Annotated in this window: 24 protein-coding genes; 9 read left to right on the top strand and 15 right to left on the bottom strand. The window is 67.3% G+C overall.

The window, feature by feature from the left end:
* Both HUU99_RS05065 and dusB read right to left on the bottom strand, forming a co-directional pair.
* Positions 1-390, bottom strand: a 390-nt coding sequence (locus tag HUU99_RS05065) for a PAS domain-containing protein (protein ID WP_174285478.1), incomplete at its 3' end; no start/stop codon positions are given.
* Positions 377-1375: a tRNA dihydrouridine synthase DusB gene (gene dusB, locus HUU99_RS05060; protein WP_174285477.1), complete on the bottom strand. Its 999-nt coding sequence runs from the start codon at positions 1373-1375 to the stop codon at positions 377-379. The genes HUU99_RS05065 and dusB, both read right to left, overlap by 14 nt.
* Before the next feature lie 82 nt (positions 1376-1457).
* Here dusB and HUU99_RS05055 point away from each other — a divergent pair, with 82 nt between their 5' ends.
* Genes HUU99_RS05055 through HUU99_RS05045 form a run of 3 tightly spaced genes read left to right on the top strand, consistent with a single transcriptional unit; the run spans position 1458 to position 3642 of the window.
* Positions 1458-2615, top strand: a complete 1158-nt coding sequence (locus HUU99_RS05055; protein WP_174285476.1) for a bifunctional 2-C-methyl-D-erythritol 4-phosphate cytidylyltransferase/2-C-methyl-D-erythritol 2,4-cyclodiphosphate synthase — start codon at positions 1458-1460, stop codon at positions 2613-2615.
* Positions 2612-3127, top strand: a complete 516-nt coding sequence (locus tag HUU99_RS05050) for a hypothetical protein (RefSeq protein WP_174285475.1) — start codon at positions 2612-2614, stop codon at positions 3125-3127. The genes HUU99_RS05055 and HUU99_RS05050 overlap by 4 nt, the downstream gene beginning before the upstream one ends.
* On the top strand, positions 3124-3642 hold the full coding sequence (locus HUU99_RS05045; RefSeq protein WP_174285474.1) for a CinA family protein: 519 nt from the start codon (positions 3124-3126) through the stop codon (positions 3640-3642). The genes HUU99_RS05050 and HUU99_RS05045 overlap by 4 nt, the downstream gene beginning before the upstream one ends.
* Here the strand turns inward: HUU99_RS05045 and HUU99_RS05040 are convergent.
* Positions 3588-4061 carry a type II toxin-antitoxin system RatA family toxin gene (locus HUU99_RS05040; protein WP_174285473.1) on the bottom strand — a complete coding sequence of 158 codons (474 nt, stop codon included), beginning with the start codon at positions 4059-4061 and terminating at the stop codon, positions 3588-3590. The two genes, HUU99_RS05045 and HUU99_RS05040, sit on opposite strands and share 55 nt — an antisense overlap.
* 1 nt (position 4062) lies before the next feature.
* Positions 4063-4989, bottom strand: coding sequence for a lipoyl synthase (lipA, locus tag HUU99_RS05035; RefSeq protein ID WP_174285472.1), 927 nt, complete (start codon positions 4987-4989; stop codon positions 4063-4065).
* A gap of 53 nt (positions 4990-5042) precedes the next feature.
* On the opposite strand from lipA, the gene HUU99_RS05030 reads away from it, so the two are divergent.
* Complete coding sequence (locus tag HUU99_RS05030) at positions 5043-5672, top strand: carbonic anhydrase (protein WP_174285496.1); 630 nt, start codon at positions 5043-5045, stop codon at positions 5670-5672.
* Between the two features lie 302 nt (positions 5673-5974).
* On the opposite strand, the gene HUU99_RS05025 is transcribed toward HUU99_RS05030, so the two are convergent.
* From HUU99_RS05025 to aspS, 4 genes are all read right to left on the bottom strand, one after another.
* Positions 5975-6448 carry a hypothetical protein gene (locus tag HUU99_RS05025; RefSeq protein ID WP_174285471.1) on the bottom strand — a complete coding sequence of 158 codons (474 nt, stop codon included), beginning with the start codon at positions 6446-6448 and terminating at the stop codon, positions 5975-5977.
* Positions 6449-6604: 156 nt separating this feature from the next.
* On the bottom strand, positions 6605-6907 hold the full coding sequence (locus HUU99_RS05020) for a hypothetical protein (RefSeq protein ID WP_174285470.1): 303 nt from the start codon (positions 6905-6907) through the stop codon (positions 6605-6607).
* A gap of 83 nt (positions 6908-6990) precedes the next feature.
* Complete coding sequence (locus HUU99_RS05015; protein ID WP_174285469.1) at positions 6991-7761, bottom strand: polyphosphate kinase 2 family protein; 771 nt, start codon at positions 7759-7761, stop codon at positions 6991-6993.
* Entirely contained in the window at positions 7758-9572 is a 1815-nt protein-coding gene (gene aspS / locus HUU99_RS05010; protein ID WP_174285495.1) for an aspartate--tRNA ligase, read from the bottom strand. Before aspS ends, HUU99_RS05015 begins: the two co-directional genes overlap by 4 nt.
* A 75-nt stretch (positions 9573-9647) precedes the next feature.
* Between aspS and rnd the strand changes: the two genes are divergently transcribed.
* Positions 9648-10826, top strand: coding sequence for a ribonuclease D (gene rnd, locus HUU99_RS05005; protein WP_174285468.1), 1179 nt, complete (start codon positions 9648-9650; stop codon positions 10824-10826).
* A gap of 114 nt (positions 10827-10940) precedes the next feature.
* Here rnd and HUU99_RS05000 read toward each other — a convergent pair whose 3' ends face one another.
* Genes HUU99_RS05000 through HUU99_RS04985 form a run of 4 tightly spaced genes read right to left on the bottom strand, consistent with a single transcriptional unit; the run spans position 10941 to position 16484 of the window.
* Positions 10941-12452 (bottom strand): Ppx/GppA family phosphatase, encoded by a 1512-nt coding sequence (locus tag HUU99_RS05000; RefSeq protein ID WP_254602933.1) that lies wholly within the window; start codon positions 12450-12452, stop codon positions 10941-10943.
* On the bottom strand, positions 12449-14614 hold the full coding sequence (locus tag HUU99_RS04995) for an RNA degradosome polyphosphate kinase (RefSeq protein WP_174285467.1): 2166 nt from the start codon (positions 14612-14614) through the stop codon (positions 12449-12451). The genes HUU99_RS05000 and HUU99_RS04995 overlap by 4 nt, the downstream gene beginning before the upstream one ends.
* Positions 14611-15237 (bottom strand): HdaA/DnaA family protein, encoded by a 627-nt coding sequence (locus HUU99_RS04990; RefSeq protein WP_174285466.1) that lies wholly within the window; start codon positions 15235-15237, stop codon positions 14611-14613. Before HUU99_RS04990 ends, HUU99_RS04995 begins: the two co-directional genes overlap by 4 nt.
* The gene (locus tag HUU99_RS04985) at positions 15234-16484 is read right to left on the bottom strand and encodes a heavy-metal-associated domain-containing protein (RefSeq protein ID WP_254602932.1); all 1251 of its coding nucleotides are present in this window, start codon (positions 16482-16484) and stop codon (positions 15234-15236) included. Before HUU99_RS04985 ends, HUU99_RS04990 begins: the two co-directional genes overlap by 4 nt.
* A 61-nt stretch (positions 16485-16545) precedes the next feature.
* Here HUU99_RS04985 and purM point away from each other — a divergent pair, with 61 nt between their 5' ends.
* The 4 genes from purM to HUU99_RS04965 all read left to right on the top strand — a co-directional run bounded on the left by purM (position 16546) and on the right by HUU99_RS04965 (position 19375).
* Entirely contained in the window at positions 16546-17655 is a 1110-nt protein-coding gene (gene purM / locus HUU99_RS04980; protein ID WP_174285465.1) for a phosphoribosylformylglycinamidine cyclo-ligase, read from the top strand.
* A gap of 99 nt (positions 17656-17754) precedes the next feature.
* Complete coding sequence (gene purN / locus HUU99_RS04975) at positions 17755-18312, top strand: phosphoribosylglycinamide formyltransferase (RefSeq protein ID WP_174285464.1); 558 nt, start codon at positions 17755-17757, stop codon at positions 18310-18312.
* Positions 18309-18686, top strand: a complete 378-nt coding sequence (locus HUU99_RS04970; RefSeq protein WP_174285463.1) for an MmcQ/YjbR family DNA-binding protein — start codon at positions 18309-18311, stop codon at positions 18684-18686. Before purN ends, HUU99_RS04970 begins: the two co-directional genes overlap by 4 nt.
* Positions 18683-19375 (top strand): hypothetical protein, encoded by a 693-nt coding sequence (locus HUU99_RS04965; protein WP_174285462.1) that lies wholly within the window; start codon positions 18683-18685, stop codon positions 19373-19375. The genes HUU99_RS04970 and HUU99_RS04965 overlap by 4 nt, the downstream gene beginning before the upstream one ends.
* 36 nt (positions 19376-19411) lie before the next feature.
* Here the strand turns inward: HUU99_RS04965 and ndk are convergent, their stop codons facing one another.
* The 3 genes from ndk to HUU99_RS04950 all read right to left on the bottom strand — a co-directional run bounded on the left by ndk (position 19412) and on the right by HUU99_RS04950 (position 21843).
* Entirely contained in the window at positions 19412-19834 is a 423-nt protein-coding gene (gene ndk / locus HUU99_RS04960) for a nucleoside-diphosphate kinase (protein ID WP_174285492.1), read from the bottom strand.
* Between the two features lie 76 nt (positions 19835-19910).
* Positions 19911-20351 (bottom strand): DNA polymerase III subunit chi, encoded by a 441-nt coding sequence (locus HUU99_RS04955; protein WP_174285461.1) that lies wholly within the window; start codon positions 20349-20351, stop codon positions 19911-19913.
* A gap of 10 nt (positions 20352-20361) precedes the next feature.
* Complete coding sequence (locus HUU99_RS04950) at positions 20362-21843, bottom strand: leucyl aminopeptidase (protein ID WP_174285460.1); 1482 nt, start codon at positions 21841-21843, stop codon at positions 20362-20364.
* Positions 21844-21885 lie beyond the last annotated feature (42 nt).

Raw genomic sequence — 21885 nt, 5'->3', positions numbered from 1 at the left:
CCGCCCCGCCGCCGCGCGGTCCGGCGTGCCGCCCAGCGTCCGCATCCGCCTCGTCGTGCGAAGCGTGATCGCCCGCCAGCCAGGCGATGCCGGCACCTGCGTCGCGATAAAATCGACCCGCATCCGGACGCCGCGGGACGTCTCCATCTCGATGTCGAGCATCGCGACATCATTGCCGTGCGAGCCTCGTGAAAGGCCCGGCGGCGGCAGGATCGCATCGATCGGCTGTCCGATCATCAGCCGTTCCGACAGGTTCAGCATCTGTTCGGCGGCGGTGTTCGCGTGGGTGATCCGATCCTCGGGATCGAGAACGATCGTGGCGACCGGCAGCGCGGCGAACAGCGCCGCGAAACCGGGTCGATCATGGCGCTGCGGCTCAGGCGGCGGCAAGCTGCCGCCACGGTGCGTAGAATTCGGCCAGCATCGCCTTTACCACGCGTGCATCGGGCTGCTGGTTGACGCTGTTGCGGAACTCCGCCGATCCCGGCAGCCCGCGCGTATACCAGCCGATATGCTTGCGCGCCATATTGACCCCGGTGACGGGGCCGTAATGCTCCAGCATCGCCTCGTAATGTCCGGCGATCGCGCGATATTGTTCGTCGATCGTCGGATCGGGAATCCGTCGGCCGGTCTGCAGATACGCCATGATCTGGCCGAGCAGCCATGGCCGGCCATAGGCTCCGCGACCGATCATGACGCCGTCCGCACCCGATTGGTCGACCGCGGCCTCGGCATCCTCGACCGAACAGATATCGCCATTCACGATCACGGGGATCGACACCGCCTGCTTGACTCGCGCGACGAAGCCCCAATCGGCGACGCCCTTGTACATCTGGTTGCGCGTGCGGCCGTGGACGGTGACCAGTTTCACGCCCAAATCCTCGGCAATCCGCGCCAGTTCGGGGGCGTTCAGACTGTCGTGACACCAGCCCATCCGCATCTTCAGCGTGACGGGTGCGCAGACGGCCGCGGTAATCCCCTTGATGATCGCCGCAGCCAGCCGGGTGTCGCGCATCAGCGCCGAACCGGCATCGCCGCTCGTCACCTTGCGGACCGGGCAGCCCATGTTGATGTCGATGACCGCGGCCCCCCGGTCCTCCGCCAGCCGTGCCGCCTCCCCCATCTCGTAAGGGGTGCAGCCGACCAGCTGCATCGACACCGGTTCCTCCGACGGATGCCACGCCGCCTTCTGCAAGGATTGCCGGGTTTCGCGGATCGCGGCCTGGCTCGCGATCATCTCGGTAACGTTCAATCCCGAACCGTAGCGGCGGACGAGGGTGCGGAACGGCATATCGGTGACGCCGGTCATCGGTGCCAGGATGACCGGGCAGTCGATCCGGACGGGGCCGATCTGGAGGGGCGCAAGCGGTCGCATATGTCTGCCTAAAAAACGGGCAATGCCTAACCGATCGGCCGCGGGCTGGCAAGGCGACGCCGCTTGCGCTAGCGGCCGCCGCATGAGCAACCCCCCTCACGTCGTGGCGCTGATCGTTGCTGCCGGGTCCGGTTCGCGCGCCGGCGGCGATCGTCCAAAGCAGTTCGCGCCCCTGGCGGGTCGAGCGATGCTGCTGCACGCCTATGACGCGTTCGTCCGCCATCCGGCGATCGCCGATGTCTTGGTCGTCGTGGCAGAGGCGGACCGCGCGCACGCGGTGGCGCTGCTGGGCGAAGGTGCGACGATCGTCGGTGGCGGCGCGACACGGCGGGAGTCGGTCGAATGCGGCCTCGCCGCGGTCGCCGCGACCGAGGCGACACGGATACTGGTCCACGACGCCGCGCGCCCGATCATACCCTCCGTGGTGATCGACCGCGTCATCGCGGCGCTGACGACGCATGATGGCGCGGTCCCGGTGCTGCCGGCGGCCGACACGATGGCCCATGGCGACGTGCTGCTCGGCGATATCGTCCCCCGCGTCGGAATCGTTCGCGTGCAGACCCCGCAAGGTTTTCGTGTCGATCGCCTCGCCGCCGCGCATGCAGCCTGGCCCGGGACCGAAGAAGCGACCGACGATGCCCAGATGGTGCGGCGGCTTGGCGGCACCGTCGCGTTGGTGCAGGGCGATGCCATGCTCGATAAAGTGACCTATCCCGAAGATTTCGCCGCAGCGGAAGCCCGGTTGCCGCGCGAGACGCGTATGGCGACCGGTTTCGATGTCCACCGGCTGGAGGCGGGCGAGGCATTGTGGCTCGGCGGGGTGCTGATCCCGCACGACAAGGGCCTGTCCGGGCATAGCGATGCGGATGTCGCGCTTCATGCGCTGACCGACGCGCTGCTGGGCACGATCGCGGCGGGCGACATCGGTACGCATTTCCCGCCGAGCGATCCGCAATGGAAAGGCGCGGACTCCGCGCGGTTCCTGCGGCACGCCGCCGCGCTGATCGTCGATAAAGGCGGTCGGATCGACTTCGTCGACCTGACGATCATGTGCGAAGCGCCGAAGATCGGCCCGCACCGCGCCGCCATGGTGGCGCGCATCGCCGACCTGCTCGCATTGTCGCCCGACCGGGTCAGCGTGAAGGCGACGACGACCGAGCGGCTCGGCTTTACCGGTCGCGGCGAAGGGATCGCGACGCAGGCGGCGGCGACGGTCAGCTTGCCGAGCCGGCCGCGATGAAGCTGGCGCTGATGCTGGCATTGGCGGCGGCACCCCCGCAACCGGCGCGCGTCTGCCTGACCGATCCGGAGGCGCAGGCGATGGTGCTGGTCGCGATGCCCGATATCCTGCGCGAGACCGGCCGGCTCTGCGCCGCGCGCTTGCCCGAGGCCAGCCCGATTCGCCGTGCGGACGGCGCGCTGATCGGCCGCTACCGGGCGACGGCGGACCAGGCATGGCCGGCGGCCCGTGCGGCGATCGTGAAGCTCAGCGATCCGGCGGCCGATATCCTCCTCCAGTCCGATTATGCCCGGCCGTTGCTGACGTCGATCATCGTGCCGTTGATCGTCGGGCGGATCGCGGTTCGGGACTGCACGACGATCGACCGGCTGGTGACCAATCTCGCACCCCTGCCGCCGCGCAACATTGCGGGTATCGTCCTAACGACGCTGCAATATCTGAAGCGCCAGAAGGCCGGCGGCAAGGCGACGGACGTTCCCGACCTGCCGCTTTGCAACGAGGATGGACGATGACCGATACGATCCTTCCCACCGAACTGATCGAGGCGGCGCGGCGCGTCGTCGAACGCAACCAGGCGCTCGGCCGCCGCGTCGCGGTCGCGGAAAGCTGCACCGGCGGCCTCGTCGCGGCTGCGCTGACCGAGATACCGGGGTCGTCGGACATATTGGAGGCCGGTTTCGTCACCTATTCGAACGACGCGAAGATCGGGTTGCTGAAAGTCAGCCCGGATGTGATCGACACGTTCGGGGCCGTATCGATCGCGGTCGCATGGAGCATGGCCCAGGCGGCGCTGAAGGTGACCGACGCGGACGTCGCGGTCGCCATCACCGGGGTCGCCGGACCGGGCGGCGGGACGGTCAAGAAACCCGTCGGCACCGTGGTCTTCGCCCGCGCCGAACGGGGCGCGGACCCGAGCGACATCCATGCCGACCGCCGAGATTTCGGGGATCTGGGGCGCGGCGGCATCCGGCTTCAGGCGACGCTCTGCGCGCTCGAACTGCTGTTGCCGGTCGAACCCGCGCCGTAGAGGACGTGCGCGCGTTCCTCGAACGCACCGATCATCTTGCGCAGCGCGACGCCGAACACTTGCCCGGCCAGCAGCTCGAACACCCGGTTCTTGAACGCGAAATCGACGCTGAAATCGACCGCGCATCCCGCCGGATCGGGCCGGAACCGCCATTCGTTGCGCAGATATTTCAATGGCCCGTCGATATAGTCGACCATGATCTCGCTCGGCCGCACCTTGCGGACCTGCGACGTGAACGTCTCGCGCAGGCCCTTGAAGCCGACGATCATATCAGCGACCGTCGCGGTATCGCTGTCCTTGCGCACGCGCATCGCCGACACCCAGGGCAGGAATTCGGCATAGCGGCCGACATCGGCGACCATGTCGAACATCTGTTCGGGGGTGTAGGGAAGGACCCGCGTCTCGGCGTGCTTGGGCATGTCAGCCGCGCGCCGCCCCCAGCTTCGCCTCTCGCGCCGCGCGCAGCCGCGCGAAATCGTCGCCGGCGTGATAGCTCGACCGGGTGAGCGGCGACGCGGCGACCAGCAGGAAGCCCTTGGCCCGCGCCACGCCCGCATAGGCGTCGAATGCTTTCGGCGTCACGAACTCCGCGACCTTGGCATGGCGCGGGGTCGGTTGCAGATACTGCCCCATCGTCAGGAAATCGATGTCGGCGGACCGCATGTCGTCCATCACCTGATGGACCTCCAGCCGTTCCTCGCCCAGCCCCATCATCACCCCCGATTTGGTGAAGATCGACGGGTCATGCCGCTTCACGCTTTCGAGCAACCGTAGCGATGCATAGTAGCGCGCACCGGGTCGGATCGTCGGATACAGCCGCGGCACCGTCTCCAGATTATGGTTGTAGACGTCGGGTCGCGCCTCGACGATCGACTCCACCGCGGCCTGCGCCTTGTTGCGGAAATCGGGGGTCAGGATCTCGATCGTCGTGCGGGGCGTCGTGCGCCGCAGTGCCTCGATGACCTTGACGAACTGCGACGCACCGCCATCGGGCAGATCGTCGCGGTCGACCGACGTTATCACGATATGCTCCAGCCCCAGCTCCGCCGCGGCGTCCGCGGTATGCTGCGGCTCCAGCACGTCGACCGCACGCGGCATCCCCGTCTTCACGTTGCAGAAAGCGCAGGCGCGGGTGCAGGTATCGCCGAGGATCATCACCGTCGCGTGCTTCTTCGTCCAGCATTCGCCGATGTTCGGGCAGGCCGCTTCCTCGCACACCGTGTTGAGGTTCAGCCGGCGCATCATCGCCTTGGTTTCGGCGAAGCCCACCGAAGTCGGTGCCTTGACCCGAATCCAGTCGGGCTTGCGCGCGCGGGGTGCCATAGCAAGCGGTGTCATCTCGTTCATGTCGGCGAGATAGCGACTGCACGGCCGCGAAACAACGCGCTATGCCGCCGCGTATGACGAGCTTTACCGACCTGATCGCCGGCTATCACCGCTTCCGCGACACCGACTGGCGACGCGAGCGCGAGCGCTGGGCGGAACTCAGCCAGGGCCAGTCCCCCAAGGTGATGGTCATCGCCTGTTCGGACAGCCGCGTGGACCCCACGCAGATCTTCGACGCATCGCCCGGCGAGATGTTCGTGGTGCGCAACGTCGCCAACCTCGTGCCGCCCTTCGAAGCGGACAGCGGCCGCCACGGCGTCTCCGCCGCGCTGGAATTCGCGGTGACGCAGCTGGAAGTGCCCGAGATCGTGGTGATGGGCCACGGCAGCTGCGGCGGAGTCGCCGCCGCGCTGTCGCGCCGCTTCGTCGACGCGACACCCGGCGCGGGGGGGTTCATCGGCCACTGGGTGGACATGCTCGACGCCGCGCGCGACCGCATCGTCGCGGAGCATGGCGACGGCCCCGGTGCGATCCGCGCGCTGGAACTGGAAACCGTCCGCGTCTCGATCGAAAACCTGCGCAGCTTCCCCTTCGTTCGCGAGCGCGAGGTTGCGGGTACGCTCAAACTGCGCGGCGCGTATTTCGCGATTCGCGACGGCGTGCTGCATGTGATGGGCGAAGATGGGGCGTTCGGGCCGGCGTAGCGTGCGGACGGTCGCCGGACTCGGGTACGAGATCGCTCGATCGCCCCATCTTCCGGCCACCGGAATCGCCGCGGAAGTGGAGGAAGTGGAGGTGTGCCATTCGCCTTTCCACTTCGTGTGAAAACAAGGACTTACGGCATTCGGTCCAGCGATCTGGGATGGTCGAGCGAGGCGTATGTCCATTGCGCCGACATGACATGACTGCCGGGTTGTAGGACAGAGGGACGAAGCACTCCGCGGTGGCGCCGCGTTCCTGCATTTCGAGCACGGCGACATCAGGAAGGGTGGTTCGGGCTCGCCTGCTACGATTTCGGCAAACGCGTGATCGAAATTGTGCTGCCGCCGTCGTCGGCTCGCGACACCGTCACCCCGACGATGCCGGCTGGTGTTTCCGCCATCCTAGTTGAAACATCGGCGCTAACCACGGATTGCATCAGTTTCACGCCTGCCTTAGCAATCTTCGCATCATAGAAGGCGGTGACCTTCGTTAGATCGTCGCGCGTGCTCAGCATCACATTCTCGACTGCGCCCCCGGTAGGCCGGCTCTGTTGCTGAGCCATTTCCACCGTGCTTCCCGGGTAGGCGGGCGTCCATGAAGGGAGATCGGTCGGCATGGTCGCCGTCGCCCCGACTTCGGCCTTGAGATCGCCATTTTTGCTGTCGGCGACGGTCACCGTCTGGCCACCGGCCGAGTGCTGGACGACGTTCGATCCGCCTTGGCCACAGCCGGCAACCGCGAGCGCCAATACCGTGAACGTCACTACTTTCATCGCCATTCCCCCGATCGTCGATATCGTGAGCGAGCAAGGCGGAGTTGGCAAGGCCGGCGAAACCGGCCCGGACGCTATCGGACAGCTGAAGCGGTCAGGCGGGAAGCGACCCAAAGTCAGCCGTTCGAGGCGGGCTTCCTGCTTCCCGATTGCCACCGTTCATTAATGTCCGAAGCGTAGCCGCAACTTTTTAACAAGAGCGACGATCAGCGCCGCAGGAATGCCGCCAATGATGCATCCGGCGGCAACCCACAGAGCGAGCATAACGAGCATAACCGCGAACATGCCGAGTTCTTGCCATGCCGCTATCCTCCACGGCTCCATGAAGAGCACGCCAAGCCCATAGGACAGGAGGAATGGTGCTCGAAAGCCCGGGCCATTCTTCGACACGATGGCCGCGCCGATCATCCAGCACGCGGTAATCACGGCCGCGAGCGGGATCAAAATAACGCCGGAGAAGTCCATCGGGCGATGGTAGTGGCGGCTTTGACAATGATCCAGCCGCGAAGCAGCCATTCCGCCCACCACCCAATCCAGCCATCCGCCCCCTACCCCAACGCCTCTCGCGCCACCTTCTCCACCGCCGGATCGAGCGCCGGCGGGTCCATCGGTGCCCCCTCCTCAAGCCGATCCGCAATCCACGTCAGTGCGGCGATGCGGGCGGCCTTCTTGTCGTTGCCATCGATCACGTGCCACGGCGCGATGGCCGTGTCGGTGCGCGCGAACATGTCGTGCATCGCCGCGAGATAGGCCGGGCGCTTGTCGCGGTTGCGGTAGTCGTCGAGGCCGGTCTTCCACCGCTTCCATGGATTGGTCAGCCGCGCGCGCAGGCGCTTGTCCTGTTCCGCGCGGCTCACATGCACGAACAGCTTGAGCAGCGTGGTGCCGCCCTCGACCAGCTTCGCCTCGAACGCGTTGATCTCGCCGTATCCGCGGTCCCACTCTTCCGGGGTCGCGAACGCCTCGACCCGTTCGACCAGCACGCGGCCGTACCAGCTGCGGTCGAACACCGCGATGTCGCCGGCGCGCGGGAGGCGGCGGCGGAAGCGCCAGAGGAAGCTGTGTTTCTTTTCTTCATCGCTGGGGGCGGCAATCGGCCAGACTTCGTAGTTGCGCGGGTCCCAGCGCGCGGTCAGGCGCTGGATGATCCCGCCCTTCCCCGCCGCGTCCCAGCCCTCGAACATCACGATCGCCGCGCGCCCGTGGACGATGTACGCGACCTGGATGTGCTTCAGGCGGATCTGGACCGCCTTCAGGTCGCGGCGGTAATGGCCCTTGTATTTGCGGCCGCGTTCGAAGGTGGCGAGGTCGATCGTCATCCGGCAGCCGGGGCGACCGTGGCACCGACATCCTTCTTCGCCTCCGCTGTCGAACGAAGCGCAAGTTCGCGAAGCTGCCGCGTGCTTGCGATGCTGGGCGCGCCCATCAGCAGGTCCTCGGCGCGCTGGTTCATCGGGAACAGCGTCACCTCGCGCAGGTTCTGCGCACCGCACAGCAGCATGACGATCCGGTCGACGCCCGCCGCCATGCCGCCATGCGGGGGTGCGCCGTACTGGAACGCGCGGTACAGGCCGCCGAACCGCTCCTCGACATCGGCCTTGGACAGGCCGACCAGCTCGAACGCCTTGACCATCAGGTCGGGATGCTGGTTGCGGATCGACCCGGACGCGATCTCGAAGCCGTTGCAGACGAGGTCGTATTGGTACGCCTTGATCGTCAGCGGGTCGTCGTTGGTCAGCGCGTCCAGCCCACCCTGCGGCATCGAGAAAGGATTGTGCGCGAAATCGACCCGCTTCTCGTCCTCGTCATATTCGTAGAACGGGAAATCGACGATCCAGCAAAGCCGGAACGCGCCCTGCTCGATCAGGCCCAGCTGGTCGGCGATGCGGGTGCGGGCGAGGCCAGCCAGTTTCGCCGCCTGCGCCTCCTTGCCCGCGGCGAAGAACAGGCCGTCGTCCTCGCCGAGCCCCAGTTCGGCATAGAGCGCGGCGATCCCCTCGACGCCGTGGTTCTTGGCGATCGGGCCGCCGAATTCGCCGCCCTTGCGGGTAACGTAACCCAGACCGGCATGCCCCTCCCCGCGCGCCCAGTTGTTCATGTCGTCGAAGAATTTGCGGCTCTTGTCGGCCGTCTTGGGTGCCGGGATCGCGCGGACCACTTCGCCGCGTGCGACCATCGCCTCGAACAGGCCGAAACCCGATTGTTCGAAGTGACGCGAGACGTCGGCGATGAGCAGCGGATTGCGCAGATCGGGCTTGTCCGATCCGTATTTCAGCATCGCCTCGCTATGCGCGATCCGCGGGAACTGACCGCTCGGCGTGACGGTACGGCCGTCGGCGAACGCCTCGAACACGCCGCCGATCACCGGCTCCATCGTCGCCCAGACTTCTTCCTGGGTGACGAAGCTCATTTCGAGGTCGAGCTGGTAGAATTCGCCCGGCAGCCGGTCGGCGCGCGGATCCTCGTCGCGAAAGCACGGTGCGATCTGGAAATACCGGTCGAAACCGGCGACCATCAGCAGCTGCTTATACTGCTGCGGTGCCTGCGGCAGCGCGTAGAATTTGCCCGGATGGATGCGGCTCGGCACCAGGAAGTCGCGCGCGCCCTCAGGCGAGGAGGCGGTCAGGATCGGGGTCGCATATTCGGTAAAGCCCGCGGCCTCCATCCGGCGGCGCATGTCCGAGATGACCTTCGTGCGGCGGACGATGTTGGCGTGCAGCGTCTCGCGGCGCAGATCGAGGAAACGATAGCGCAGCCGGATCTCCTCGGGATACTCCTGCTCGCCCGCCACCGGCATCGGCAATTCCTCGGCGGCGGAGAGGATCGTGCACCCTTGCGCGAACACCTCGATCTCGCCGGTCGCGAGACCGGGGTTCACCGTGCCTTCGGACCGACGCTTCACGACGCCGTCGATCGTCACGACCGACTCCAGCCGCACGCTTTCCAGCGTGGCCAGGGCGGGCGAGTCGCCGTCGGCGACGATCTGGGTCAGGCCGTAATGGTCGCGCAGATCGACGAACAATACGCCGCCGTGATTGCGGCGGCGGTGGACCCAGCCGGACAGGCGAACGGTGTCGCCGACGGTCGTCGCCGTCAGCGCGGCGCAGTGGTGGGTTCGGTAGGCGTGCATATCGGTCATACGCGCGCCCCTCCCCCGTGCCACCGCTCTTTGTCAAGGCGCGCAACCGTCGCTATGGGCTGGGCGATGCATATCCATCCCCTGATTACCGACAGCGAGACCCTCGCGGCGCTTTGCACCCGTCTCGCCAAGGCCGACTTCGTCACCGTCGATACCGAGTTCATGCGCGAGAGTACGTTCTACCCCGAACTGTGCCTGATCCAGATCGCCGACACCAACGAGGCCGCGGCGATCGATCCGATGGCGAAGGGGATCGACCTGGGTCCGCTGCTGTCGCTGCTGGTCGACAACGAGGAGGTGCTGAAGGTCTTCCATGCGGGCGGCCAGGATATCGAAATCGTCTACAACCTGACCGGCAAGACCCCGCACCCGCTGTTCGACACGCAGATCGCGGCGATGGCGCTCGGCCAGGGCGAGCAGATCGGCTATTCGAACCTGGTCGATAGCTGGCTCGGGATCGTGGTCGACAAGGGTGCGCGCTTCACCGACTGGTCGCGCCGGCCGCTCGATGCGCGCCAGATCGAATATGCGATCGGCGACGTGACTCATCTGTCGGCCATCTTTCCCAAAATGCTGGAACGGTTGCGCAAGACCGGTCGCGGCGACTGGCTGGACCAGGAGATGGAGCGGCTCGCCGATCCGTCGAATTATGCGAACGATCCGGAGGAGGCGTGGAAGCGGGTGAAGGTCGCGGGGCGAAAGCCCGACGTGCTCGGCCGCCTGCGCGCGCTCGCCAAATGGCGCGAGATCGAGGCGCAGGGCAAGGACCTGCCGCGCGGGCGGATCGTCAAGGACGAGACGCTGGCCGACATGGCAGGCCATCCGCCGCGCAAGCAGGCCGATCTTGCCAAGGTCCGCGGGTTGTCCGCGAGCTGGGCGACGAACGATATCGGCGCGCGGCTGATGGCGGCGCTGGACGGCGCGACGCCGATGACGTCGGACGAGTTGCCGTTACGCGATGATCGCAAGCCGGGGCTCGGCAAGGACGGATCGCTCGTCGCCGACCTGCTCAAGCTGCTGCTCAAGATCCGATCGCGCGACATCGACGTCGCGTCCAAGCTGCTCGCGCGCAGCGACGAACTGGAGGCGCTGGCGGCCGGGGTGCGCACCGGGCTGCCGATGCTGGAAGGCTGGCGGTTCGACCAATTCGGGCGCGATGCGGTCGATCTGGTGGAAGGGCGGCTTGGTTTCGCGGTCAAGGGGGGGAAGCTGAAGATGACTCGGACGGAGGATGCCGAAGCCTGAAGGTACTGCCTGCCCTCACCCTTCGCCAACTTCGGCGTCTTTTCGCTCTCCCGCTGGGAGAGGGAGGGAGGCGCGAAGCGCCGGAAGGGTGAGGGCAGGTCGGATAGTTTGCTGTCAATCCGTCTCCACCTTCGCCTTCAGCGTCAGTTTCGCCGCAAGCGCCGCGTGCCGCCGCTCGACCGCCTCGCCGTACAGGTCGCGGTCCTCCGGCGCGACGTGCAGCACCAGCGACGTCCCCGTGTCGGTGATGCGCGTACGCTGCAACGGCCCCGCCAGCCCGCCGCTCAGCCGCTGGCCCAGCCGGATCGCCAGCCCCCAGGCGACAGCCGCCTGCAATTCTTCGGCGGTCGCCAGCAGCGCGAGCGGCGCGGGCGCGATCGGCCCGCCACCGAGCCCGGTGAACAACGCCTGCGCGACCATCGCCCGCCCGCTCGCCTCGATCGCGACCCAATTGCCGTGAAGCGCGATCTCGACGCCGCGTTCGGCGCGGAATTCGGGGTTCGCGCGCCAGCCGACGTCCGCGAGCAGACACGCGACATGGCGGAGCCGCGCCAGGGCGGGCGGCTCGTGCGCGAATAGCGGCGCGATCCAGCGGTCGAGCAGGTCGCCATGTTCTGGAAAGCGGCCGAGCAGCCGCCCCTCCTCGCGGGCTGCCACGATCAGCGGATCGAGCGCGCGGGTCGGCGCGTCGAGCATTGCGAACAGCAAGCCTTCGCGCAGGCCGAACGCGGAGACGATCGTCGAGGTCGCGCCGAGTTCGCGCAGCAGGACCGCCAGCAGCGCGGTCGCATCCGACAAGGTGCCGGCCCGTCCTGACGATAAACCGCCGATGATCCGGAGCCGCGGCTTGCGCAGATGCGCGATCGTCCGGCCAAGCCGCACGATCGTCGCGACCGGCATCGAATATTGGTGGATCACCGGCAGTGGATAGCCGGTCAGGTTCATGTCGAGCTGTGCCAGCGCCCGCCATGATCCGCCGACGAGATAGAGTGGCAGCCCGGCACCCCGGCGGGTCCAGCCGGCGTCGCGAATCATCCGCGTCACCATCCGTTCGAACACTTTGCCGCGTCGCGCCCGGACGGCGGCGATGCGAAGCACGCCCAGCGGGAAGGACACGCGGTCCTCGATCCGGCCGGCACGAACGCGGACCAGTTCCAGGCTGCCGCCACCGAGGTCGCCGACGATGCCGTCCGCATCGGGGATCGCGGACAGCACCCCCTCGCCCGCGCCCCGCGCCTCCTGTTCCCCCGACAGGATCTCGACTTCGAGTCCAAGCGCGGTTGCGGCAGCGATCAGCTCGCCGCCGTTCGCCGCGTCGCGCACCGCGGCGGTTGCGATGGTCCGCAGCGTCGCCACCTCCATCTCCCGCGCGACCGCGGCGAAGCGCGCGAGCGCGGTTCGCGCCGCCGCGAGTGCGGATCGGTCGATCGATCCCGTCGCGGCCAGCCCGCGCCCAAGTCCGGCCATGACCTTTTCGTTGAACAGGATCGCCGGGATCCGCGCCGGACCCCGATAGACGACGAGGCGGATCGAATTGGACCCGATGTCGATGATCGCGGTGCGGGGATCCACCGCCACGGCGGCGGTCGTGGGCGGCTTTCGGAACAGGAGTGCCGCGACGCTCAACGGCGTCGCCTGAGCGACAGCGTCGGCACCGCTTCCGATTCGCCGTGCGACGCGCCGCGCCCTGACAGCGACGGGTTGGTCATGAAATAGCGATGCAGGTTGAAGGGTTTGTCGCCCGGCTCGACGCGGACATAGCTGCCGTCGCTTTCCAGTTCCCAGCTCTGTTCATTGTCGATCAGGTTCGCGACCATCACCTGGTCCAGGATCTGGTCGTGAACGGTCGGGTTGGTGATCGGCAGCAGATATTCCACGCGGCGGTCGAAATTGCGCGGCATCCAGTCCGCCGACGAGATGAAGATCTTCGCGCCGTCGTTGGGCAGCGTCTTGCCGTTGCCGAACGCGCAGATCCGGCTGTGTTCCAGAAAACGTCCGATGATCGACTTCACGCGGATATTCTCCGACATGCCCTCGACGCCCGGGCGCAGGCAGCAGATGCCGCGGATGACCAGGTCGATCTCGACCCCCGCCCCGCTCGCCTCGTACAGTTTTTCGATGATCGCGGGGTCGACCAGGCTGTTGACCTTGGCCCAGATCGCCGCCGGCTTTCCCGCCCGTGCGTTCGCGATCTCGGCGTCGATCCTCTCGACCAGTTTTGGCCGCAGATCGCGCGGGCTGAGGCTCATCACGTTCATGTCGACGGGTTCGACATAGCCGGTGATGTAGTTGAACATCTGTGCCGCATCGCGCCCGGTCTGCGGGTCGGCGGTGAAGAAGCTGAGGTCGGTATAGATGCGCGCAGTGATCGGGTGGTAATTGCCCGTGCCGAAGTGGCAATAGGTCCGGAACGCACCGCTTTCCCGGCGGACGACCATCGAAACCTTGGCGTGCGTCTTCCAGTCGATGAAGCCGTAGACGACCTGTACGCCTGCACGTTCCAGCGCGGAGGCCCAGAGCATGTTCTGCTCCTCGTCGAAGCGCGCCTTCAGCTCGACGACCGCGGTTACCGATTTGCCCGCCTCCGCCGCCGCGATCAGCGCGTTGATGACCGCGGACTGCTTGCCGGCGCGGTACAGCGTCTGCTTGATCGCAACCACGTCCGGGTCGTTCGCCGCCTGTTTCAGGAAGGCGAGCACGACGTCGAACGTCTCGTACGGATGGTGGACGACGATGTCCTTCGCGCGGATCGCGGCGAAACAGTCGCCGCCGAATTCGCGGATCCGTTCGGGAAAGCGCGGCGAATAGGGCGTGAATTTCAGGTCGGGGCGATCTTCGTCGACCACGCCGTCGAGGTCGGAAATACCGAGCAGATCGCCGCTTTCGGTGATGATCGCATCCGCCCCCCCCAATTCCTCCTTCAGCGCCGCGGCCAGCGCATCGGGCAGGTTCGTCTCCAGCTCCAGCCGGATGACGCGGCCCCGCCGCCGCCGCTTGATGGCGTTGGCGAAATAGCGGACGAGATCCTCGGCCTCCTCCTCGATCTCGATATCGCTGTCGCGCAGCACCCGGAACGCGCCCGCGCCGACCATCCGGTAACCCGGAAAGAGCACCGGTGCGAAACGCTTCACGATCGCCTCGATCGCGATGTAGCGCGCGACATCGCCCGGCAGGCGGACGTAGCGCGCCATCGTCGCAGGCAACATCACCAGTTCGCGCACCGGTTCCTTGTCGGACAGGCGCACCAGGTCGAAGATCAGCGACAGTCCCTTGTTGGGGATGAACGGAAACGGGTGCGCCGGGTCGAGCGCCTGCGGCGTCAGGACCGGGAAGAGCTGTTCGCGGAAATAGATCTCCAGCCAGCGCGAGGCCTCGTCGTCGACCTCGTCGCGGCGAAGGACATGGACGTTCGCCTCGTCCAGCAACACGCGGATCTGCGCCCAGACGGTCTGCTGGTCGCGCATCAGTTCGTCCGCCGCCGCGGTGATCGCGACCAGCTGTTGCGCGACGGTCAGCCCGTCGGCCGATCGATTGTCGACGTCCTGCAACTGCTGCCCCTTCAGCCCGGCGACGCGTACCATGAAGAATTCGTCGAGGTTCGACCCCGATATCGACAGGAACCGCAGCCGTTCCAGCAGCGGGTGCGCGGTGTTGCATGCCTCGTCCAGCACGCGGCGGTTGAACGCCAGCCAGGATAATTCGCGATTGAAATAGCGGTCGTTCGGCTGGTGCACGAATGGATCGTCGTCGTGCTCGGCCAGATGCGCGAGATGGGCGGGGCGGTTCATCGGTCCTCCAACGGTCGGGCGTCGGCCAATAGCCCGGCGTCCCTCAAGGTGGCGCGGGCGAACGGGATCGACAAGCGCTTGCGGCGCTCGGTCGCTTCCTGTTCCATCGTATCGACCGTGCGTATGACGGCGAGATGACTGCGTTCGATCCGGCTGGAGATCCAGTCGATGAGATCGGGCCGCGCGTCCAGCCCGCGTCGGTCGAACAGATGCGCGAGCAATGCGCGGACCAGCGCGTCGTCGGGCGGATCGATCGCCGCTGCGGCACTGGCGGCCAGTCGCGATCGAAGGTCCGGCAACGCCACGCTCCAGGCGGGCGGTGCGACCTCCGCGACGATCACGAGCGGCCGGCGATCCGCCTGCGCGCGGTTCCAGGCGTGGAAGACATCGGCTTCGGCGGCATTATCCGCATCGTCCAGGATCGCGCCGCCGCTTTTCGCCGCGAAGATCCGCGCGAGTAGGCTGCGCCCCGATTTGCGCGGCCCCGTCAGCAGCGCGGCCTTGACCGGCCAGGTGCCCCAATGGTCGAGGAGATGCGCGGCGCGGGCGTTGGACGGCGTGACGATGAACGAATCGGCGCGCGGGTCCGCCGGCCAGCCGAGCGGAAGCGCCATCTGGCTCATCCCGCCGGCGCGCCGTCCGCGGGAAGTCCGGGGGGCAGCAGCGATGGCGCTCGCCGGATGCGCAGCGACTGCCCCTCGCCGAGCACCTGATACCCGCGCACCTCGAGAGCGGATTTCAGCGATCCCGGGTCGCCGTCATAGACCACCCGCAGTACCGACACGCCGCCCAGCGCGAGGCTGACCGTCGCCGCGGATCGGACGCCGGGTATCGCGCGAAGCACGCCTTCCGTCGTCGACACGGCCGCCGCCCCGGGCGTGTCGAACTGTATGGTGACGGGGATCCCCTGCCCGGTCGTTCCCGTGTCGCCGACGATCTGCGCAAGCGTCTGATCGTCGCTCGCCACGCTGTCCTCGGTCGGCGTTGCGGTCGGCGACGGCAGCGGCAGCAGGCTGGCATCGGGGCGCAGCGCGCCGCTGCGCAGACCGCCCTGATAGAGATCGTCGAGCCGCTTGACCCCGGTATCGAGCAATTGCGGAACGCCCGCCGAATTGCCGACACGCAGCGTGAACTGGCCGAGAACCCGGTTGTCGGGGCCGAACCGCGCCTGGAACACGCCGATCACCGGGCCGCCGGGCCATTGGCGGTAGAGCCGGACGGTCGGGATCAGGATGTCGGTCGCACCATATTGGTCGATGATCGTACGCCACCACGCCCGGTCGGGACGCCCGGTCTGGCCGACGGTCAGCAGCAGCGAATCGGGCCCGGTGCCCGATGGCCTGACATAATCGATCGCGCTGCCACCGGTGCGGAACCGCGCCCAGGCCTGTTGCCACTCGGTCTGCTGCTCGAACACCTGCCCCACCCCGCCCGACCACAGGACGGGGATGACCAGCATCGGCGACGATCGATCGGCGTAAGCCGGAATGCCCAGGATCGACCCCGCGCGCGCGCGGTCGAACAGCACGCCGAGCTTCGCGATATAGCGGTTGGGGCCGATCTCCTCATGCTCGACGACGATGCCCGACACGATGCCGTCCAGCGCGCCGTCGGACAGCATCGCGCCACCGCCACCGAGACGCCGCGACAACTGCACCCACGCCTTGCGCTGCGCGAGCCGCCAGCCGCCGAGCCGTGCGGCATCCGGGGTCTTCGCCGCGACGTCCACGGCGATGCCGGCGACTTCATAGCTGCTCGCGCTGTCGATCGGGGCGACACCGCGCGTACCGTCGATCTGCGCAACCGCGGTCGCCGTTCCCAGCAGGAACACGGCCAGGCCGAAGGATTTGAGGGTCGGCCGGATACGCATCGCCACGCCTTTTGGCGAAGCGGCCATGGAAATCCAAGCGCGATGTGACTAGCACCCCGTCATGCCCGATAGCGACAGCCCGAAAACGCCCTATATCTATGCCGATGCCGGCGTCTCGATCACGGCGGGCAACGCGCTGGTCCGTGCGATCGGCCCGCTGGTCCGCGCGACGAAGCGTAAAGGGGCGGACGCGGAGATCGGCGGGTTCGGCGGGTTCTTCGACCTGAAGGCCGCGGGGTTCAGCGATCCGTTGCTGGTGGCGGCGAACGACGGCGTGGGCACCAAGCTGAAGCTCGCGATCGATTGGGACCGGCATGCCGGTGTCGGCATCGACCTCGTCGCGATGTGCGCGAACGACCTGATCGTCCAGGGTGCGGAGCCGCTGTTCTTCCTCGACTATTATGCGACCGCGAAGCTTGACGCGGGGATCGCCGAGCGAGTCATCGCCTCGATCGCGGAGGGGTGTCGCCAGGCGGGCTGCGCGCTGATCGGCGGCGAGACCGCGGAGATGCCGGGCATGTACGCCGAGGGCGATTACGACCTAGCGGGTTTCTGCGTCGGAGCGGTCGAGCGCGACCGGGTGCTGACGGGCGCGACCATCGCGCCGGGCGACGTGATCCTCGGGCTCGAATCGTCGGGGGTGCATTCCAACGGCTTCTCGCTCGTCCGGCGGCTCGCGGCGGACAAGGGGTGGAAGCTGGACCGGCCGGCGATGTTCGATCAGGACCGGTTGCTGATCGACCTGCTGATGGTGCCGACGCGGATTTACGTGAAGGCATTGCTGCCCGTGCTGGCGAACGGACGGATCAAGGGGCTGGCGCACATCACCGGCGGTGGCCTGCTGGAGAACATCCCGCGCGTGCTGCCCGAGGGAACGCGCGCCGTCGTCGATGCGGATGCGTGGCCCCAGAGCAGGTTGATGGCATTCCTGCAGGCGCAGGGCGGGATCGAGCCGGGCGAGATGGCGCGGACGTTCAACTGCGGGATCGGGATGGCGGTCGTGGTCGGTGCGGGCGATGCCGACGCGGTTGCGGGCGAACTGGAAGCAGCGGCCGAGACGGTGCGCCGGATCGGTGTCGTCGAGGCCGGCAAGCGGGGCTGCACGGTGCGCGGATCGGTGGAGACGTGGAGCGCGCGGGCGGATTGGAGCGCGACACACGAGCATGGGTGAAAATGTGCCTTTGTCACCCCGGCCTTGTGCCGGGGTCCAGGGTCGCAAGCGGCGATGCCCGTTGGTTTGCTTGGCTCTGGATGCCGGGACAAGCCCGGCATGACGGAGTGTAAGGTCGGCATCCTCCTTTCGGGTCGCGGATCGAACATGATGGCGCTCGTCGAGCAGGCGCACGGCTATACCGTCGCCATGGTCGCATCGGACAAGCCCGCCGCCGCCGGCCTCGCCTGGGCACGCGGGCGCGGCATCGCGACCTTCGCGCTGTCGCCCAAAGGGATCGGCAAGGCCGCGTACGAACGCGCGCTGGAAGACGCACTGCGCGAAGCGGGTGTCGAGATCATCGCGCTCGCGGGCTATATGCGGCTGTTGTCCGATGCGTTCGTCGGACGCTGGCGCGGCAGGATCGTCAACATCCATCCCTCCCTGCTGCCGAAATACAAGGGCCTCGACACGCATGCGCGCGCCATCGCGGCAGGCGATGCCATCGCCGGTTGTTCGGTCCATATCGTCACCGAGGAACTGGATGGCGGCGACGTGCTCGGGCAAGGCGAGGTCCCGATCGAGCCCGACGACACCCCCGATACGCTCGCCGCGCGCGTGCTTGCTGCGGAGCATGGCCTTTATCCGCGCATTCTGTCAGCATTCGTCGCACGATGAGCCCCGATCCCGCCGCAGCACTCGCCCAAGTCCGCGCATTGTGTCTTGCACTGCCGGAAGCCGCCGAGCGATCGTCGCACGGGGCACCCGGTTTCCACATCGAGGGCGGCCGCTTCTTCGCGTATTTCTGGCACGACCATCACGGCGATGACGAGACCGTCGTCATCGTAAAGACGAGCGGCGCCGAGGAACAGGCGATGCTGATCGAGATGGATCCCGATTGCTATTTCAAGCCGGCGTATCTCGGCCCGTCGGGCTGGGTCGCGATGCGGCTCGACCGGGCGGATACCGACTGGGACCAGGTCGGCGACCGGATCGGGATCAGTTGGGAGCTCGTCGCCCCGCGACGCCTGCTGGAGGCGGGCGGGCGATGACCGACACGTCCGCCGAACGCGCCGAGGCCGCACGGACGCGCCGCCGCTGGGTATCCTTGGCCGAAGTGGTCGCCGTCGTCGGCGTCCTGATCGGCGCGCTGTCGCTCTATACGACGTGGTCCGATCACCGCACGGACGATCACGCGCGGACGCAGGCTGAAGCGGCGACGGCACAGGAAAAGGGCCGTTTCGAGCTTCGCGGGCTGGTATCGCACGGCGGCGATTCGATCGCGCTGCTGCGCGACGAGCGTCACGAACTGCGCGATGTGCGCGTCGCCTTCCCGACCCCGCTTGCGATCGGCGCGAAGGATACGGTGGATCAGACGATCGATCGTGACTGGTTCGAGCGGCCGTTGCTCGACGCCATTGCCGGCAAGGGTGGCGACCAGGTCGGGCGGTTGCCGATCCTGATCAGCTATACCTACGGCGACGGCGATGCGCAGCGCGCGAAGACCGGTATCTACGACATCGTCTGGCGGACCCGCGGCCGGTTCCTGCGCGGTCGGGCGCTGACGATCACCGGGTTCCGGTCGCGCGCGGCGGGGGGCTCGCAGGCGGCGCTCGATGCGCTGTGGAAGCTCGCCCGAAATAGCGACACCCTCGTGTCCGTCATGCCGGGCTCGTCCCGGCATCCAGGGCCACGAACGACACCGCGCTTGGCGCTGGACCCCGGCACGAGGCCGGGGTGACGGAGACGGTCGGACGGCGTGACGGAGCGGCTGGGATCAGCCGACGATCTCTTCCGGCTTGAAGAAATATGCGATCTCGATTTCGGCGTTTTCGTCGGAATCAGAACCATGCACCGAATTCGCCTCGATCGACTCGGCGATCTCCTTGCGGATCGTGCCGGGTTCGGCGTTCGCAGGATTGGTTGCGCCCATGATGTCGCGGTTGCGCTGCATGGCGTTTTCGCCCTCCAGCACTTGCACGACCACGGGGCCTGAGATCATGAACGCGACCAGGTCGTCGAAGAATGGCCGCTCCTTGTGGACGGCGTAGAAGCCCTCGGCCTGATCGCGCGTCATGTGGATGCGCTTCGACGCGACGATGCGCAGTCCGGCATCCTCCAGCATCTTGGTGACGGCACCGGTCAGGTTGCGGCGCGTGGCATCGGGCTTGATGATCGAGAAAGTACGGTTCGCGGCCATGACGGTCACGGTCTCCTGTGGTTGATCGGGCTTGGGGAAGTCGCGTCGCCCTAGGGCCGACACGGGCCGAATGCAACTAAGCCGCCTGTTCCCAACGCCCGGTATCGGTCTGTTTCCAATAGCGGCGCTCGACGCCTTCGCGGTCGGATAGCGTCTTCCAGGCCAGCCGCGCCTCGCGGATCGCCTCATCGTCGAACAGGTGGAAGGCGCGGTCGAACGCCAGCGCTTCGTTGCGCCAGCGGCCATCGACGATCGCGACGGTGCGCGCACCGTTGGCCGGTTCGGGCGCGGCGGCGATCAGCACCGGCTGGTCGGCATCGCCGTCGCCCCCGGCCTGACCGTGCGGCAGGAAGCTTTCGGGGGCGTAGGTCCAGAACAGTCGATCGAGCGCGGCGCGCTGCGCGGCATCGTCCGCGACGACCAACAGCCGCGCGCCGCTCGCCAGCACCTTTTCCGCGATCTGCGGCAGGACGCGGTCGAGCGGGGCGGCGGTCAGGTGATAGAAATCGACCTGCATCCAGCCATCCTCACCCCTCGAAATTATCCGCCACGAACCGGTCGAGCAACCGGACACCATACCCCGTCGCGCCCTTGTCGTAGGTCGCGCCCGCCTTGTCGGACCAGACCATGCCGGCGATATCGAGATGCGCCCATTTCACGCCGTCATCGACGAAGCGCTGGATGAACTGCGCCGCGGTGATCGATCCGGCACCGCGCGGGCCGACGTTCTTCATGTCGGCGATCGGGCTGTCGATCAGCTTGTTGTACGCGTCCGCCAGCGGGAAGCGCCACAGCAGGTCGCCGGTCGCCCGGCCCGCCGCAAGCAACTGGTCGGCCAGCGTATCGTCGTTCGCGAAGACGCCGCCATGTTCGCTGCCGAGCGCGACGATCATCGCGCCCGTCAGCGTCGCCAGATCGACGATCGTCCCGGGCCGATAGGTCCGCTGCACCCAGGTGATGCAGTCGCACAGCACCAGCCGCCCTTCGGCGTCGGTGTTGATAACCTCGATCGTCTGCCCCGACATCGAGGTGACGACATCGCCCGGACGCTGCGCATTGCCGTCGGGCATGTTCTCTACCAGGCCCATGACGCCGATGACGTTCGCCTTGGCCTGGCGAAGCGCGATCGCCTTCATGGCACCGGCGACCGCGCCCGCGCCGCCCATGTCCCATTTCATGTCCTCCATGCCCGCGGCCGGCTTGATCGAGATGCCGCCGGTGTCGAAGGTCACGCCCTTGCCGACCAGCGCTACGGCGGGATCGCCCTCGCCTGCGCCGTTCCACTTCAGGGCGAGGATGCGCGCCTCGCGCCGCGATCCCTGGCTGACGCCGAGCATCGCGCCCATGCCGAATTCGACCATCTGCGGCTCGTCGATCACGATGATCTCAAGGCCGAGGCCTTCGATATCCTTCGTGACCTTTTCCACGAAGCTTTCCGGATACAGGATATTGGCCGGCGTCGCGACCAGCCAGCGGGTCAGGTCCATGCCCTTCGTGACCGCGTCCGTCCGACCCCAGGCGGCATCGGTATCCGCCGGAGTCCCCGCGATCAGCACCTCGGCGAGCGTCGGCTTCGCCTTTTCGGGCAGCTTGGTGCGATAGATGTCGTAGCGCCAGGCGCGCTGCGCGACCGCCCCCGCAAAGCGCGCCGCTGCCTTTGCGGAGGGTGCGTCGGGAATAGCGGCAAGGTCGACCGTGGCGGTCGTCGCGCCCGACGTCAGCAGCTTGGCGGTCAGCGCGCCGCCCGCCTTTTCCCAATCGGTCTCGGCCCCGGCACCCAGGCCGAGCAGAACGAGGTGGCGCACGCCGCCGCCGCCGGCATCGACGAACAGGTCCACCACGGCCCCTGCCTCGCCAGCGAACCGCGTCGCCGCGGCCGCACTTCGCGCGATCGATTGCGCGGCAGGCAGGGTTTCGGGCCAGCGAACATGCGTCAGTCCGTCCTTGGCGACCGGCAGGACCAGGATGGCAGGATCGGCGGCGACGCCGGAAACGAATTCGATCTTCATTGCAAATGCTTTCGGTAAGTTCCTCGGGGGGAGGGCATATCG

Source organism: Sphingomonas bacterium, assembly GCF_903642285.1.
Lineage (GTDB): Bacteria > Pseudomonadota > Alphaproteobacteria > Sphingomonadales > Sphingomonadaceae > Sphingomonas.
Note: the sequence above shows the minus strand (reverse complement) of the source record. Positions and strands in the feature narration are given on the sequence as shown.